This window comes from Amycolatopsis sp. NBC_01488 (genome assembly GCF_036227105.1).
Taxonomy (GTDB): Bacteria; Actinomycetota; Actinomycetes; order Mycobacteriales; family Pseudonocardiaceae; genus Amycolatopsis.
The window spans coordinates 6,378,967-6,395,166 of record NZ_CP109434.1; the positions used below are offsets into that span (position 1 = coordinate 6,378,967).

The following is a 16,200-nucleotide window of genomic DNA, read 5'->3' on the forward strand; positions in this document are numbered from 1 at the left end:
GCTTCGTCACGACACGGGGTACGACGATTGCGCTATGTCATTCTCATCGGCTTTGTTGTGGCGCGGATTGTCGGCGATCGTGATCGGGATCGTCTCGGTGGCCTGGCCGGACGTCACGGTCGGCGCGCTGGCGCTGGTGTTCGCCGTCTACGCCTTCATCGCGGCGGCCGCGGACACGATGCGGGCGTTCGGCAGCGACCGCGCCGGCCCGGTCGTGGGCTCCCTGCTGCTGGCGGTGCTCTCAGTCGTCGCCGGGGTCATGGCCATCGCGTGGCCCGGCATCACGGCGCTGGTCCTGACGATCTGGATCGCCGCATGGGCGCTCATCACCGGCGGCGCCGAGGTCGCCATGGCTTTCCGGCACCACGAAACCGCCGGCCAACGCGCGATGTGGGGCCTGACCGGCCTGGTGTCGCTCGCCCTCGGCGTGGCGTTGTTCGTCCGCTCCGACATCGGCGCACTTTCGCTGGCCACCGTTTTCGGGCTCTTCAGCCTGTTCTACGGCATCTCGGCACTGGTCCTGTACGTCCAGCTCCGCCAGGCCACGACACCTACCTCGAGCCCGTCATCCAGCGGTGCCGGAGTCGGCGGCTGAGCAGGTCGAGTATCAGACCCTGGTGGGAGCCAATGCGAGGCGCCGCTTCCGGAGGTGAGCTCAGGCCGGGTTCCGCTGGGCGTTCCCGCTGATCGCCTTCGCCGGTCTCCCGGCCTTGACCACCCGAGGCGACTGCGACGACCCTCACGTCGTCGTCGCCGCACGGTCGGTGCTCGGCTTCGGCTGCGTCGTGAGCAGGCTCGTCCCGGCGCGGCGAGGAGCATCGGGCACCGCGTCCGGGATGCTCAACGTGAACGTCGCTCCGGCACCGGGGGAGCTGACGACGGACACCTTTCCGCCGCGGGCTTCGACGGCGGCACGGACGATCGCCAGCCCGAGTCCGGTGCCGCCGTGGGCGTCTCCGTGCCGGGTCGACCAGGATTGCTCGAAGATGTGCGCCAGGTCGTCCTCGGCGATGCCCCGGCCGGTGTCGGCGACCTCGATGTGGAATCCGGGTGGTGCGGTCCACGCCCGCACCGCGATCCGGTCGCCGTTCTGGGTGAAGGCGATCGCGTTTTCGAGCAGGCTGTCCATCGCGGCCTGCAGCCGTTCCGGGTTGGCGAGCACCGTCCCCACCCCGCTTTCGCACGACCACTGCCGGTCGGCCACGGGTATCCAGCGGCGGACCAGCCGCTCGAGGAAGGCGTCGAAGTCGAGCGGGACCGTGCTGACCGGGGAGTCGAGTCGCATCAGGGTGGTCAGGCCGCCGGTGAGGCGGTCGAGCTTGCCCAGCTCGTCGAGCACGATGCCGGCGTCCTCGTCGGTCTGCTGGTCCTCGTGTGCCGAGCGGATCAGCTCGACGTAACCACGGGCGACGGTGATCGAGGTCCGCAGCTCGTGTGAGCCCAAGCGCACGAACAGGTCCTGGGTCTCGGCGCGTTGCCGCTCGAGGGCGGCCACCCGGCGCAGCTCGTCCAGAGCGCGCTGGCGTCCTCGCACGTGCCACACCATCACGAGGAACACCGCGGCCATCAGCGGTACCTCGGTCGTCTCCTCGAACCGGATCTCCCCGCGGGTGGCCTGGTCGAGCATCAGGAAACCGGTCGTCGCCGTGACCGCACCCAGCGCGGTGAGCATCCCGGCCAGCGGCCACGAGTTGACGCCGAACACCAGCGCGATGCTGATCCACACGAAGTGGAACGGGATCGTCTCGGCCTCGGGGAACCGCCACATCGCGACGAGGTTCACCACGGCGAAGGCGATCCAGCAGAAAAGGACTGTCCGCTTAGCCCGCGGAGAGGCAGTAACCCACATTGCGCACCGTTTCGATCCGGCGGAGCCCGTCGAGCTTCGAACGCAACCGCCGGACGTAGACGTCGACGACGTTGCTCCCGGGGTCGAACTGGTAGCCCCAGACGTCGGCGAGCAGCTCCTCGCGGCTGCACACCTGGTCGGCCCGGTGCATGAGGTGGCTCAGCAGGACGAATTCACGCTGCGACAACGCGGTCTGTTGGTTGCCGACGGAAACGATCCGGCGCTGCGTGTCGAGCCGCAGATCGCCGACCTGGAGGAACCGCGAACCCGCGGTGTTCCCCGGTTGCTGTTCGCGGAGCCGGACCCGGACGCGGGCCAGGAGTTCCGCGGTGACGAAGGGTTTCGGGAGGAAGTCGAGCGCGCCGGCGTCGAGCACGTGGACGCGCGTTCCGATCTCGGGCACCGCCGACAGCACGACCACCCGCGACCCCGGGAGCCGGTCGAGGAGTTCGGCGAGCACGGTGGCGCCCGAGACGTCGGGGAGCATGAGGTCCAGCACGATCAGGTCGTAGCTGCGTTCGGTAGCGGCGGTGAGCCCTTCGGCGCCCGTCGCGGCCAAGTCCACCGCGTAGCCCTCGGCTTGCAGCACGCGCTGCAGCAGACGCCGGATCCGTTCTTCGTCATCGACAACGAGCAGGCGGCTCAACGACTTCACCTCACTCACCGGTGGAGTGGGAGCGGCCGACGTCCGCTTCCGGATGTCTTGTCGTCCCTGCACGTTGTCGACCGGCCCGCCCGGTTCGTTACATCGGGTCATAACGATTGGAACACCGTGACAACCAGATGACGGACCTTTCATCTTCGGCTGCGCGGCTCGCCGGGCGTCCGACGATCGGGTCATCCGCAGCGCCCCACTGGAGGCTGGCCATGGCTCGTCCGACCTTCCGCTCCGCGGCCATCGTCGTGGCCGTGCTCACCGGAATCGCGCTCGCGCTGCCGGTGGTGCTGCAGCACGGCACCCCGCAAGCCCGTGCCGCGCAACCGGGTTCGATCACCCTGCACGCGGAAAGCGCGCGCACCGTGGGAACCGCACCGGGGCAGGTCCGCAAAGGGGACGCGATCACCGGGTACAAGTGGCTGATCGCCGCCGAAGACGTCGGGAATCCCCGTGACAGCCTGCAGAACTGCCTCCCCACCCGCGCCGGGGGTTCCGCGGACTTCGCCACGAAGTGCCAGTGGCCGTCCGTCCGCTACACGCCGGGCAGCGTGCCGATCGTCGCGCAGGGCGACCAGAACGACCTCAACGACACCAAGGCGCTCGACGCCCTGCCACCCGGGAAGTACCTGATTTCCCTCACCGCCGACGGCTACAAGATCGACGGCGCGCACTTCACCGTGGACGGCGGCACCCAGCGGGTGACCGTCGCCATGCAGCCGTACCCGCTGCCTCTGGGCAACGTCCGGATCCGCGTGTTCAACGACTCCGTGCCGGTCGACGCGACCTACGAGGTCGGTGCCGAGTCCGGCCTCGCGGGGTTCACCGCGCACCTGTCCGATGTGCTCGGTGAGGTTTCCACCGACTACTACGGAAACCCGTTGTGCACCAAGTACGTCCACGACGGCGCCGGCCAGATCGTCTTCACCGGCGGCAAGCCGCAGATCGATCCGGCCTCGACCGGCAAGTGCGTCAGCGACGCGCAGGGCGACATCCTCATCCCCAACATGGGACCGGACCGCTACGCCGCCACCGTCATCCCGCCGGTCGGCACCGACTGGGCCCAGACCACGACCCTGGAAGGCGCGCACGACTGGGACATCTGGACGCAGGAAGGCGACACCGGGTTCGACACCGAACAGACCATCGGCGCCGAGCCGGTGCCCGCGGTCGACTTCGGGTTCGTCCGGCCCAAGGCGCTGCCCGCCGGGCCGACCGGGGAGATCAAGGGCGTCGCGGTGCAGATCGACACCTACGTCGGCGGCACCGGGGGAGTGGGCGTGCCCAACGCCGGTATCGCCGGGGCCAGCGTCCGCGGTCCGGTCGACCGGCCGTTCGTCGCGCTGTCCGCGCTGGGCAACAACGACCAGGTGGCCTACATGGCTCGCGCGGGCAGTGACGGGAAGTTCGACATCAAGAACGTCCCCAACGGCGATTACCAGCTGACGCTGTGGGACTACCCGCAAGAAGTGATCCTCGACAGCTTCAACGTCACGGTCAACAACGGCGGCGTGGTCGACGTCGGGCAGAAAGGGCTCGTCGGCTGGCACGCGGCCATCGAAGGCACGATCTTCGTCGACACCAACGGAAACGGCAAGCGCGACCCTGGGGAGGCGGGCGTGCCGCAGTTCCCGGTGTCGGTGAAGGAACGCGACAACTCCACGATGGACCAGGGCATCGCCGGTGTCACGACCGACGCCACCGGGCACTACTCCATCCCCGAGGTCTACCCGCTGAGCAAGTTCCTGGTGCTGGAGGCGTTCAACACCCGGTACAAGACCACCGGGATCACCTACCAGGCCGACAACCAGCCGACGCCGACGACGATGCTCGGTGCCGCCGTGGACGTGTCCATCCTGCCGATCATCGGGCTCAAGGGCCGGGTCGACTGGGGCGTGCAGCCCTACACCGGCGCGGAGAACGGCGGGATCGTCGGCACCGTCACCTACGACACCACCCGCAACGAACTCGACCCGCGCTACGCGGTGACCGAGTCCTACCAGCCGGGTATCCCGAACGTCCCGGTGCACCTCTACGCCGTGCAACGCGACGCGAACGGCGATCCCGTCCGCAACCCGGACGGCTCGACCGCCCGTGGGCCCGAGCTGGCGGACACCTACACGTCGGAAACCTGGCAGCAGCCGACCGGCTGCACGCCCCGGCTGTACGACGGGAACGTCCTGACCGGGCAGCAGGCGGTCGGGATCCCGGGGCAGGATCCGCCGTCCTGTGTGGAGTCCCCGATGAGCGGGATCCAGGTGCAGCCGAGCGACCCCACCCCGGGCAACTTCGGCCAGACCGTGAACGGCAACTACGGCTTCGGCACCTCGAAGCTCAACCTGTACCCGCCGGGTGACGAGAACAACCCGGCGCCGGGCAAGGATCTGCCGCTCTACGCGAACCTGGCCGACAACCACTACGACGACCAGCCCCTGGTCCCCGACGACTACCTCGTGTCGGTCGACGTCCCGCAGAACCCGGTCGGCGGCAAGCCGATGTACCAGGTGACGAAGGAAGAAGACGTCAACATCTTCAACGGCGACGGATACCTGCCGCAGGAGAACTTCCCGCCGGCGCCCGAGCTGTCGAGCGACCCGCCGAACCCGGCGCAGCCGCAGCCGGATCCCGGGGCACCGCCGTCGGGCGGCGCGGGCATCGTGGCGCCCTGCGCGGGCGCGAACCACACCGTGCACGTCGCGAACCAGGCGTTCGTCGACGGCGGCGGCAGCCCGTTCGAGGGCCAGGCGAAGCCGCTGTGCGACCAGAAGCTCGTGACCGTCCGAGGTGGACAGTCGACCGCACCGAACTTCACCCTCTTCACCGACGTGCCGCTGCCGACCCACTTCTACGGCCTGACCATCAACGACCTCGGCCTGTCCAACGACCAGCGGTCCATCCAGTACGGCGAGGCCCAGCCGCTGCCGAACGTCCCGATGGGCGTCTACGACTGGAGCGGCCGGCTCGTCGACACCGTCACCACCGACTTCAACGGCTACTACGAAGCCCTGGAGCCCTCGACGTCGACGTACAACTGCCCGCTCCCGGCCGGGCCGTGTCCCGGGATGTACCGGTTCGTCGGCAACGACCCCGGCCAGCCCGGTCACGTCAACCGCGACTACAACCCCCGGTTCCGCACCATCGCGACGAACTTCCAGGCCTGGCCCGGGCTTTACACGGTGACCGACACCGCACCGACCCAGGTGGGCGTCGTGGCCGTGGCCCCAGGCTCGACCCAGGTCAACCCGGTGGACTGCACCCCACCGGCGTCCGCGCCGCAGATCTTCGCGCTCGACCGGCCGGTCCTGCGGCTGACCGACGTGCTGAACCGCACGGTCACCCTCGACGGCGCCGGGTTCGGAGCCACGAAGGGCACCGGGCAGGTCGTCCTCACCCGCGCCGACGGCTCGACGGTGAACCTGGGGACCACGGCCTGGAGCGACACGCAGATCAAGTTCACCGTCCCGCTCACCCTGGCTGGGGGACCGGTGAAGATCTCCGTCCGCAAGTCCGACGGGCAGACGACCGTCAACGGCGTCGGGCTGCAGGTCCTCGGTCTCGCCTACAACCCGCGGATCCTGCAGGTCGACCCGCCGACACCGGCGCCGGCCGGTACGGGATTCACGACTGTCCAGGCCGCGCTCGAGGCGGCGGCCCGGGGAACCGGGCAGCAGGTCGTCGTCGTGTGGCCGGGCCCGCAGGGCCAGGACAACCCGCAGGGCGCGTACTTCGAGAACGTCGTGGTCCACTCGCAGGTGCGCCTGCAGGGCGTCGGTCCGGGCGGCTTCCGGCCGGACGGCAGCTACGTGCGCGGGTCCGTCCTCAACGGACTGGGCTTCAACCCGGACAACCCTTCGGGCACGGCGTGGTTCGCCCTCGTCGGCGGCCTGGCCCACCAGGGGCCCGCGAACGTCCCCGACTCCGCGGTCGTCACCGTGCTCGCCCCGCCCGCCGGCAACACCGGCTCCGCCATCGACGGGTTCACCATCACCGGCGGCGCGCAGGCGGACTTCGCCACCAACCTCAACGACGTCTACGGCGGCACCAAGACGCCCGCCGGGGCACCGGGCGCGGCGATCACCCAGGGCGGTGGCGTGTACGTCCACGCCGGAGTCACCGGCCTCGGGCTGTCGGACAACGTCATCGTCGGCAACGGCGGCTCGTACGGCGGTGGCGTGCGCGTCGGGACGCCGTACGACCCGACGATCCACAACCGGAACCTGACCATCGACCACAACCAGATCCGCGACAACGGCGGCACCAACCTGGCCGGCGGGATCGGGCTGTTCGACGGCACCGACAACTACTCCGTGCACCACAACGACCTGTGCGGCAACTTCTCCGCCGAGTACGGCGGCGGCATCAGCCACTACGGCCGCGGCACGGGCGGCGACATCGGCAGCAACCGGCTGTGGTTCAACCAGTCCTACGACGAGGCGGGCGGCATCATGATCGCCGGCGAGCTGAACGCCAACCTGAACCAGCCGTCCGCGGGCTCGGGACCGGTGACCGTGCACGAGAACCTCGTGCAGGACAACCTCGCCAACGACGACGGCGGCGGCATCCGGCTGCTGCAGGCCGGGACCTTCCCGATCTCGATCGTCAACAACATGATCACCGACAACATCTCCACCCACGAAGGCGGCGGCCTGGCGCTCGACGACGCGACGAACGTCCGGATCGTCAACAACACGGTGATGAAGAACGTCACCACCGCCACCGCGATCACCAGCACCGGCGAAGCGGCCCCGGCCGGCCTGTCCACCGCGCTGAACAGCGCGCAACTGCAGGCGACCCTGCCCGCGACCGCGCCGAAGTACAGCAAGCCCCTGCTGTTCAACAACATCTTCTACGACAACCGGGCCGGCAACTGGAACGGGCTCTACGTCTCCGGCATCGCCTCGCCGCAGGCCCCGGCGGGTGACCCGGTCCGGCACTGGGACCTGGGTTCGGTGGACGCGGGCGTCACGCTGACCCCGACGTACTCGGTGCTGCAGCAGTACGACCCCGGCGTGACGCCGAGCGCGACGAACAAGATCGGCGCCGACCCGCAGGTGCGGAGCCCGTTCGACGTCTCGGCCACGATCCTCACGTCCCGGACCTTCCCGTCCTTCCGGGAAGCGGTGATCGTCGCCAAGGACGTGCCGCCGCAGCTGCAGGGTGACTACCACCTGAGCGGCCCGGTGCCACCGGCCAACGGCGGCGGCACGGGCTCGCAGCCCAACCCGGGCGGCGCGGTCCTGGCCCCCGCGATCGACTACGACGGGCAGCGCCGGGCGACCCCGCCGGACATCGGCGCCGACGAAGCGTTCTGACCCACCTCGGATTCCGGTCCGGCCGCACTCACCCCCCCGGGGTGCGGCCGGATCGGTTCCACCCCCACCAGCATCGGCAACCGGCTCGCCGGGAGGACACCGTGACCAGCGACAACCAGCAGCGGCCGCCGAGGCCGATGAGCCGCCGGACCCTGCTCTACGGCGGCGCCGCGACCGTGGCGGCCGTCGCGGGCGGGCGGCTGCTCGGCTCCCGCCTCGACGCGCCGGCGCCGACCACCGTGCGCCCGGCCGCCGCGGTCGTCCCGCCGGTGACCGAAGTGCACTTCGCGGCAACCGACGGCTGGGTCTCGATGCCGGCCGGGGCTCGCCAGAACCCGCCGTTCTGGCCGGACTCCCTGGCGCCGAGCCCGTTCGACCTCTACGTGTTCGGCTTCCGCGACGTGACCGGGCTGGACGACGCGACGGTGAAGGCCCAGCGCGGCAAGGCGCAGATCTCCGCGCCGCTGCTGGCGTTCGACCAGGGCACCGACATCAAGCTCACGCTGACCAACCTCGGCCTGTCCCAGCGTCCCGACCTCGTCGACGGCCACACCGTGCACTGGCACGGGTTCCAGAACGCCATCCCGCTGTTCGACGGCGTGCCGGAGCTGTCGATCTCGGTGCCGATCGGCCGGGACTTCACCTACTTCTACCGCCCGCGCGAGGCCGGGACGTACATGTACCACTGCCACTTCGAAGACGTCGAACACGTGCAGATGGGCATGACCGGCGTGGTGTTCGTCCGCCCCGCGCAGAACCGGGCCCCGGTCGGCGGCGACCCGCTCGGCACCAAGTACGCCTACAACGACGGCGACGGCTCCACCCGCTACCAGCGCGAGTTCGCCTTCATGCTGACCGAGATCTGGGCCGAGGCGCACTACCGCGACGCGCACATCCAGACCACCGACTGGACCGACTTCTCGCCCAGCTTCTGGACGATGAACGGCCGCTGCTACCCGGACACCCTGGTCCCGAACGGCAACCCGATGAGCGCCGCCGCGGGCCGGTTGCAGTACCAGCCGAACAGCTCGCTGATCACCGCCAACGAAGGTGACCGCGTCCTGCTGCGGCTGGCCAACTTGGGCTACCAGAACCACTCGCTGACCGCCGACGGGATCACGCTGACCACCGTCGCCAAGGACGCCGCCCCGCTCGTCGGCCGCGACGGCACCCAGCACTACCTGACCGGCAACAGCGTCGAGATCGGCCCGGGGGAGAGCCGGGACGTGCTGTTCACTGCACCGGCGCCGGGCACGTACCTGCTCTACGACCGCGACTACGGCTACCTGAACAACGGCGGGGGCGGCGGGTACGGCGGCCAGCTGACCGAGATCCGGGTCAGCCCCGCCGGCACGCTCGGCCCGCAGACCACCCCCAACACCTGAGCAGGACACGCCATGAACCCGACGCGCTCGCCCCGCTTCACCACCGCGGCCCCGGTCGTCCTGGCCGTCGCCATCGTCGTCGCGCTCACCATGCCGATGCCCTCGGCGGCCGCGGCGACCACCGACGGACTGCCCTGCGAAGCCAACTCCGCCAACACGTTCTCCCTCGACGCCAAGGCGGGGTACGTCTCCACTCCGGACGGCAACTCGATCTACATGTGGAGCTACTCGTCGAGCACCAAGGCGTTCCAGCTGCCCGGTCCGATGCTCTGCGTGGACTCCGGGGTGACCGTCACCGTCGTCCTGCACAACACGCTGCCGGAGGCCACCTCGATCCTCTTCCCCGGCCAGCATCACCAACGGGCCGACGGCCACCCCGCGCAGCCGCAGGCCGACCCCACCGGCCTGACTTCGCTGACCGATGCGGCCGCGCCGCTCACGGGCTCGGTGACCTACACCTTCACGGCGGGCTCGCCGGGCACCTACCTCTACGAGAGCGGCACCGACGTCGCCAAGCAGCGCGAGATGGGGTTGTCCGGCGCGCTCGTCGTCCGGCCGCCGGGCCGGCCGGACCACGCCAACGGCCGCGCCGACTCGGCGTTCGACCTCAACCGGGAGTACGTCTACCTGCTGTCCGAAGTGGACCCCGACCTGCACCTCGCGGTGGAGCGCAAGCGGGCCTTCGACGTCACGAAGACCAAGGCGCGGTACTTCTTCATCAACGGCCGCAGCATGCCCGACACGATCGCGCCCACCGGCGCGGCCTGGCTGCCCAACCAGCCCTACGGCTCGCTGGTGCACCTCCAGCCGTTCGTGCCCGGTGATCCGAACAGCAGGCCGGCGCTCGTGCGCTACCTCAACGCCGGCTCGGTGAACTACCCGTTCCACCCGCACGGCAACGACCAGCGCGTGATCACCGAGGACGGTCAGCCGGTGCAGGGCGCCGGGGGCAGTGACGCCTCCTACGACAAGTTCCTCATCGACATCGGGCCCGGCCAGAGCGCCGACACCCTCGACCAGTGGGTCGACGCCGAGCACTGGAACGGCGAGACCAACCCGATCCCGGTCCCGCTGCCGCAGCTGCAGGACCAGATCGTCGGGCCGGGCACCGAGACCTGGTTCAGCGAGAACCCCTACCTGGGCGGCCAGCCCGGCGAGGTGCCCGCGGGCGTCGTCCGCAACAACCAGTGCGGCGAGTACTACATGGTCGCCCACAGCCACGCACTCGAGCAGGCCACCAACTACGGCGCGAGCTTCGGCGGGATGATGACGCTCGTCCGCATCGACCCGGCCGCCGGGTGCCCGTCATGACGACCCCGGGCCGAGAGGACAGGACCATGCGCAGCAGCACACGCCGCACGGCCGGGAGAACGGCGCTCGCCTTCGCGGTCGCCGGACTCACCGTCGTCGTCCCGCACCCCGCCGCGGCGGCGGTCGCCGCTCCGGCGGCGATCCCCCTCGCCCACGCGGCGACTCCGCAGGGCACGCTGCCCGCGACCGGCTGCACGACCGTCGGCGTCGCGGCGACGTGCGAACTGTACGCCAAGCCCGGCACGCTCACGGTGTCCAGCATCGCCATCCCCATCTGGGGACTGTCCTCGACGGACACCGGCGTACCCGGCACGCCGGGGCCGGTGCTCGTGGTCACCGAAGGCAGTACTGTGACGGTCAACGTCCACAACGGACTGCCGGGCGCGCTGAGCCTGGCCGTACCGGGCCTCCTGGGCGGCGCGGACGACCGGATCGGTGCCGCGCCCGGCGCCACCAAGTCGTACACCTTCACGGCGAACCGTGCCGGTACCTATCTGTACGAGGCGGGGCACGCGCCCGATGGCGCCCGGCAGGCCGCGATGGGCGCCGTCGGCGCGATGATCGTGCGTCCCGCCGCCGGCCCGGGCACCGCGTACGGAGCCGCGTTCGACGACGAGACCGCGCTCGTGCTGTCCGAAGTGGACCCCGCGTTCAACGCCGACCCGGCGGGCTACGACCTGCGGAAGTTCCAGCCGGTCTACCGGCTGATCAACGGCCGGGCCTACCCGGAGACGGACCCGATCGCGACCGCCGCCGGGCGCCGCGTCCTGCTCCGCTACGTCAACGCCGGGCTGTCCACCCACGCGATGGGCACCCTGGGCACCGAACAGTCGGTGCTGGCCAAGGACGCCCGGCCGAGCGAGGCGCCGTACCTCAAGGTCTCCGACAGCATCGCGGCCGGGAGCACCGAGGACACCCTGGTCACCGTGCCCCCGGCCGAGGATGGCCCGAAGTTCGCGGTGTACGAAACGGCCGGTCGGCTGGACACCGCCGGCCACCGCGTCGGCACCACCAACACCGTGGCCTTCGGCGGCATGATGACCTTCCTGGACACCGGCGCCGCGCCGTCCGGCACCGACACGGCCGGCCCGGTGACGCAGAAGCTCGCCGCCGCGCCCGCGACGGCGACCGCGCTCCAGACCGTGACATTTACCGCCGACTTCACCGACGTGCCCAACGGCGGCTCGAACGTCACCCGCGCCGAGTACGTGGTCGACGACCCGGCGATCGCGGTCGGCACCGGAACGCCGTTCACCGGCAGCTTCGGCGGCCCCACGGTCACCGGCGCGCAGGCGACGCTGAACCTGGCCACCCTGGCGCCCGCGCTCGCGGCGGGCAAGCACGTTGTCTACGTCCGCGCCCTCGACTCGCAGGGCAACTGGGGCGTGGTGAACTCCGTGGTCCTGACGGTCAGCAGTTCGGGCCCGGTCACCACCGGCGGGTCCCTGACGCCGGCCACCGGGAACGGCTCGGCCGCGGTCGTCCTGTCCGCCACCGGCGACGACTCCCTGCTCGGCGGCACCGTCGACCAGGCCGAATACTTCGTCGGCACCCAGGGCGCCAACGGCTCCGGCACTCCGATGACGCTGACCCCCGGGACAGTCGTCGCGGAGTCGGCGACCATCCCGGCGCTGAGCTTCTCGGCGCTACCCGAAGGCCCGGTCACGGTGTACGCGCACAGCCACGACTCCTTCGGGCTGTGGGGACCCGCCCAGACGCTGCAGTTCACCCTCGACCGGACCCCGCCCGCGATGACCAGCGGCATCGTCGAACCGAGCCCGAACAACGGCACCGCCGGGTCGCCGGTCGACCCGACGTCGATCAAGGTCACCGCCGCGTTCGCCGACCCGGTCACCAACGGCGTCGCCACGCCGATCACCGCCGCCGAGGGCTTCCTCGACAACCCGAACGGCGTCCTGGGCACCGGGCTCACGTTCGTCGCGTCGGACGGCTCCTTCAACGCCACGGCGGAAAGCGCGTACGGTCTCATTCCGCTCAGCCAGCTGACCGGGATGACCGAAGGCCCGCACCAGGTCTACGTCCATGCCAAGGACGCGGCCGGGAACTGGGGCCCGTACGCCCCGCTCACTCTGGTGGTCGACCGCAGTGGTCCGCTCCTCAGCGCCGCGAGCGCGACCCCGAACACGGTCAACCGGACCACCACGGGCGTCACCCTGGCCGCGACCGCGACCGACAACCTGACCGCGGTCGCCGGGGCCGAGTGGTTCGACGGCGCCGACCCGGGCAAGGGCCTCGGCCACCCGATGACGGTCACGGCCACCGGCCCGAAGACCGCGAACGTCGGGGTGGTCGCCGGACCGGGCGGGTTCGGCGTCGGTACGCACGTCCTGTCGCTCCGCGCCCGCGATGCTGCCGGCAACTGGGGCGCTCCGGTGACCGTGACCCTCACCGTCACGGCCCTGAGCAACCTCGTGTTCTCCGACGGCTTCGAGTCCGGGAACACGGGCGCCTGGGCCGCGGCCACCGGCCCGGTCGCCGTGCTCCCCGGGTCCGCGCTCAGCGGCACCCAGGGCCTGCAGGTCACGGCCGGGGGAGCGGCGCCGGCGTACCTCACCGACCCCACCCCGCTGAACGAGTCCGCCTACCACCTCCAGTTCCAGTTCCGGCCCGACACCCTGGCCACCGGGACCGGCACGGTGAACCTGGCGGCCGGGCTGTCCGCGACCGGCCAGCAGCTGTTCGTGGTGCAGTACCGCAAGTCCACCGGCGCGGCCCAGGTGCGGCTCGGCGTGCGGCGCAGCACCGGCGTCGTGGCCTACACGCCCTACCTGACGCTGGGCACCGGGGTCCAGACCATCCGGGTCGACTGGGCGGCCGGGACGTCGACGACGCACAAGCTGACCGTCGGCACCGCGAGCCAGCAGCTCACCGGCGTCAACACCGGCACCGTCCGGCTGGACGCGCTCTGGCTCGGCCTGTCCGGCGGCGGTACCGCCACCACCGGGGCGGCGTCGTTCGACGCGGTCCTCTCCACCCGGTTCACGCTGCCCTGACCCGCCCGACGCGAGGAGAACGACGATGTTGCAGAGGAAACTGGGCGAGTGGTGGCGGCGCGGCGCGGTCCGGATCGCGGTCCTCGTGGTGCTGGTGCTGACCTTCGCGGCGGTGCTGACCTGGCGGGTCCAGTCGACCGCCGGCGCCGGGAAGCCCTACCAGGTGCCGCAGGACCGGCAGCTGGAGAGCAGCCTCGGGATCCGGATCGCCCAGGCGGCGGTGGTCGCCGACGGCGGCATCGTCGAGCTGCGCTACACCGTGCTCGACGGCCAGAAGGCGTCGAAGTTCCAGAACGACGTCCACCACCCGCCGGTCCTGCACAGTGAGCGGCGCAAGGGCGACGTCTACCGGGCCGCGCTGATGAAGCAGGGCCACGAGCTGCGGCCCGGCCAGACCTACTACATCCTCTACCTCAACAACGGCAACGCGATCCGCAGCGGCGAGACCCTCGAGGTCGAAGCCGGCGGCGCCAAGCTGCAGCACGTCCCGGTGCGGTGACCCGGTGGCCGGACGGATGCGGGTGCGGGCGGCGGTGCTCGCCGGGTCGGTGGTCGCGGCGGCGGGGTTCGCCCTCTTGTCGGCGGCACCGGCCTGGGCGCACGCCGAGCCGCTCGGCACGGTGCCCGCCGACGGCTCCACTGTGGACAGTTCGCCGTCGTCGATCGAGATCCGGTTGAGCGAGCCGGTGGAGACCGCGGCGACGAAGGTGTCCCTCGTGGACGGTGGCGGGCGCACGCTGCCCACCTCACCCGCCACTCTGCTGCGTACCGCCGGGGCCGGCCCGGAGGAACCGGTCACCCTGCGGATCCCGCTGCCGGTGCTGGCCCCGGACGCCTACCGGCTGTCCTGGACGACGGTGTCGAGCGACGACCTCCACACGACCGCCGGGACCATGGTCTTCGGCGTGCAGCGCGCGGTGGCACCGGCCACGGCAGGGCCGCCCGCCGACCCGCTCCCGGCCCTCGGTGAGGTGCTCGCCCAGGCGGCGATCTACCTCGGGTTCGGCGGCTGGATCGGCTCGATGGTCCTGCTGTTCTTGCGCAGGCCGCAGGATGGCCCTGCTCGTCCCGTGCGGGCGCGGTTGCTGCGGACCGGAGCGATCGCGGCCGTCGTCGGGTTCCTCGGTGGCATCGCCCTGATGCTGGTGCGGGCGGCCGCGTTCGGGCCCGACGTCGTGCCGGTGGCGTGGCAGCTGGTCAGCGGAACCACCGCCGGACCGCCATGGGTGATCCGCGAAGCCGTCGCGCTGGGCATGGCGGCCCTGTCGGTCAGCGCATTGCGCCGCGGCTCGCTGCCGAGACGGCCGGTGGCCGCCGTGGCGCTGGGGCTCGCCGTGGCCGGCGCGGCCACCACAGCACTGCTCGGGCACCTCGCCCGGTCGGGACCGCTGCTGCTGGTCACCGACATCCTGCACATCCTCGCGACCATGACGTGGGCCGGAACCGTGATCGTCGCCGGCGTCGTCCTGGTCGGCCTGCGGGGGCACCGCGAGCAAGCCAGAGCGGTTCTCCGCCGCTTCGGCCTCGTCGCGACCGGCGCGCTGGCCGTGCTGGTGGCGACCGGCTTGCTGCTGGCCGGCGACCGGGTGGCTTCGCTGGACGCCCTCCTGCTGTCCACCTACGGCAGGATCCTGGTGGTCAAGGCGGCCCTCGTCGCGGTTGCCGCGCTGACCGGTCTCGCGACCACCCGGAGCCTGCACGGGCGCAAGCAGGATCCCGCGCGGACCGGCCCCGCCGTGCGGACCGAGATGGCGGTGCTCGCCGGAGTGCTCGTCGTGACCGCGGGACTGGTGTCGACCCACCAGGCGACCGGGCCCCAGTGGCATCCCCCGGACGCCGTGGCCACGCAGACCTCACTGGCGGCCGACGACCTCGTCGGCACGGTCGACGTGCGGCCCAACCTGCCCGGGCGCAACTTCGTCACGGTGAACCTGTTCGACACCCGCCGTCCGGCACCCGCGCCGATCCAGGCCGTCGACGTGCTCCTGCGCGGACCGGGCGGCGCGGCGGTGACCCGCACGGCAAGCCCGGCCGGTCCCGGCTCCTACCTCCTGGCCACCGACGACCTGGCCGACAGCGGGCCCTGGACGATCACCGTCATCGCCCACCGGCCCGACCTGGCACCGGCTTCGGCCAGTCTGCAGTGGACGGTGCCACCGGCGACGGCTTTCACGCGGCCGACCGTCTTTTCCGATGCGCCGTTGACCGCCTACACCCAGTGGGCGGCCGCGCTGGCGCTGCTGGCCGGCGTCGCGGCGGCGCGGCTGCTGCCGGGCCGGCGACCGCGCCGCATCCGCGACACCGAACAGGCATCGGTGTCATGACGAGGGCTGACACCGGCTTCTCGATCTCGGTGACCGAGGGCGACGACCGGGTGCTGGTGCGCCTCGCCGGCGACCTGGACGAAAACGGCAGCGGCCTGGTCGCCCTGTGGCTTACGCCGTACGTGATCCTGACGCCGGGGCGTCCGGTGGTGCTCGACCTGACGGAGCTGACCGCCGTGCACCACACCGGATGGGAGACCCTCGCCGATCTGGTCGAGCTCGCCGCGTACCGCCGCTGCTCCCTCGAGCTCGTCGCGGACGAGTCAGGCGACGGACGGCCGTCGCACCTCGACGGTTTCGCGTCGCTCATTCCGTTACCGGCTGGTCGGCGTGCGCGTGGGTGATGGCCG

10 protein-coding genes are annotated in these 16,200 nt (G+C 71.2%); 8 read left to right on the top strand and 2 right to left on the bottom strand.

What is annotated here, in order from left to right; translation table 11 throughout:
- The first annotated feature begins 34 nt into the window (after positions 1–34).
- The gene (locus OG738_RS30230; RefSeq protein WP_329045911.1) at positions 35–595 is read left to right on the top strand and encodes an HdeD family acid-resistance protein; all 561 of its coding nucleotides are present in this window, start codon (positions 35–37) and stop codon (positions 593–595) included.
- Between the two features lie 144 nt (positions 596–739).
- Here OG738_RS30230 and OG738_RS30235 read toward each other — a convergent pair whose 3' ends face one another.
- Positions 740–1,786 carry a sensor histidine kinase gene (locus tag OG738_RS30235; RefSeq protein ID WP_329045913.1) on the bottom strand — a complete coding sequence of 349 codons (1,047 nt, stop codon included), beginning with the start codon at positions 1,784–1,786 and terminating at the stop codon, positions 740–742.
- 34 nt (positions 1,787–1,820) lie between these two features.
- Positions 1,821–2,513 (bottom strand): response regulator transcription factor, encoded by a 693-nt coding sequence (locus OG738_RS30240; protein ID WP_329045914.1) that lies wholly within the window; start codon positions 2,511–2,513, stop codon positions 1,821–1,823.
- Positions 2,514–2,716: 203 nt separating this feature from the next.
- Here OG738_RS30240 and OG738_RS30245 point away from each other — a divergent pair, with 203 nt between their 5' ends.
- From OG738_RS30245 to OG738_RS30275, 7 genes are all read left to right on the top strand, one after another.
- A complete protein-coding gene (locus tag OG738_RS30245) occupies positions 2,717–7,816 on the top strand; it encodes a hypothetical protein (RefSeq protein WP_329045916.1) in 5,100 nt (1,699 codons plus the stop codon).
- Between the two features lie 101 nt (positions 7,817–7,917).
- Positions 7,918–9,201: a multicopper oxidase domain-containing protein gene (locus tag OG738_RS30250; protein WP_329045917.1), complete on the top strand. Its 1,284-nt coding sequence runs from the start codon at positions 7,918–7,920 to the stop codon at positions 9,199–9,201.
- Between the two features lie 12 nt (positions 9,202–9,213).
- Positions 9,214–10,512 carry a multicopper oxidase domain-containing protein gene (locus OG738_RS30255; protein WP_329045918.1) on the top strand — a complete coding sequence of 433 codons (1,299 nt, stop codon included), beginning with the start codon at positions 9,214–9,216 and terminating at the stop codon, positions 10,510–10,512.
- 26 nt (positions 10,513–10,538) lie between these two features.
- Positions 10,539–13,526 carry a multicopper oxidase domain-containing protein gene (locus OG738_RS30260; RefSeq protein WP_329045920.1) on the top strand — a complete coding sequence of 996 codons (2,988 nt, stop codon included), beginning with the start codon at positions 10,539–10,541 and terminating at the stop codon, positions 13,524–13,526.
- A 25-nt stretch (positions 13,527–13,551) separates the two neighbouring features.
- Complete coding sequence (locus OG738_RS30265; protein ID WP_329045922.1) at positions 13,552–14,025, top strand: hypothetical protein; 474 nt, start codon at positions 13,552–13,554, stop codon at positions 14,023–14,025.
- 4 nt (positions 14,026–14,029) lie between these two features.
- Positions 14,030–15,850 carry a copper resistance CopC/CopD family protein gene (locus tag OG738_RS30270; RefSeq protein ID WP_329045923.1) on the top strand — a complete coding sequence of 607 codons (1,821 nt, stop codon included), beginning with the start codon at positions 14,030–14,032 and terminating at the stop codon, positions 15,848–15,850.
- Positions 15,847–16,194: an STAS domain-containing protein gene (locus OG738_RS30275; protein WP_329045924.1), complete on the top strand. Its 348-nt coding sequence runs from the start codon at positions 15,847–15,849 to the stop codon at positions 16,192–16,194. The genes OG738_RS30270 and OG738_RS30275 overlap by 4 nt, the downstream gene beginning before the upstream one ends.
- Positions 16,195–16,200 lie beyond the last annotated feature (6 nt).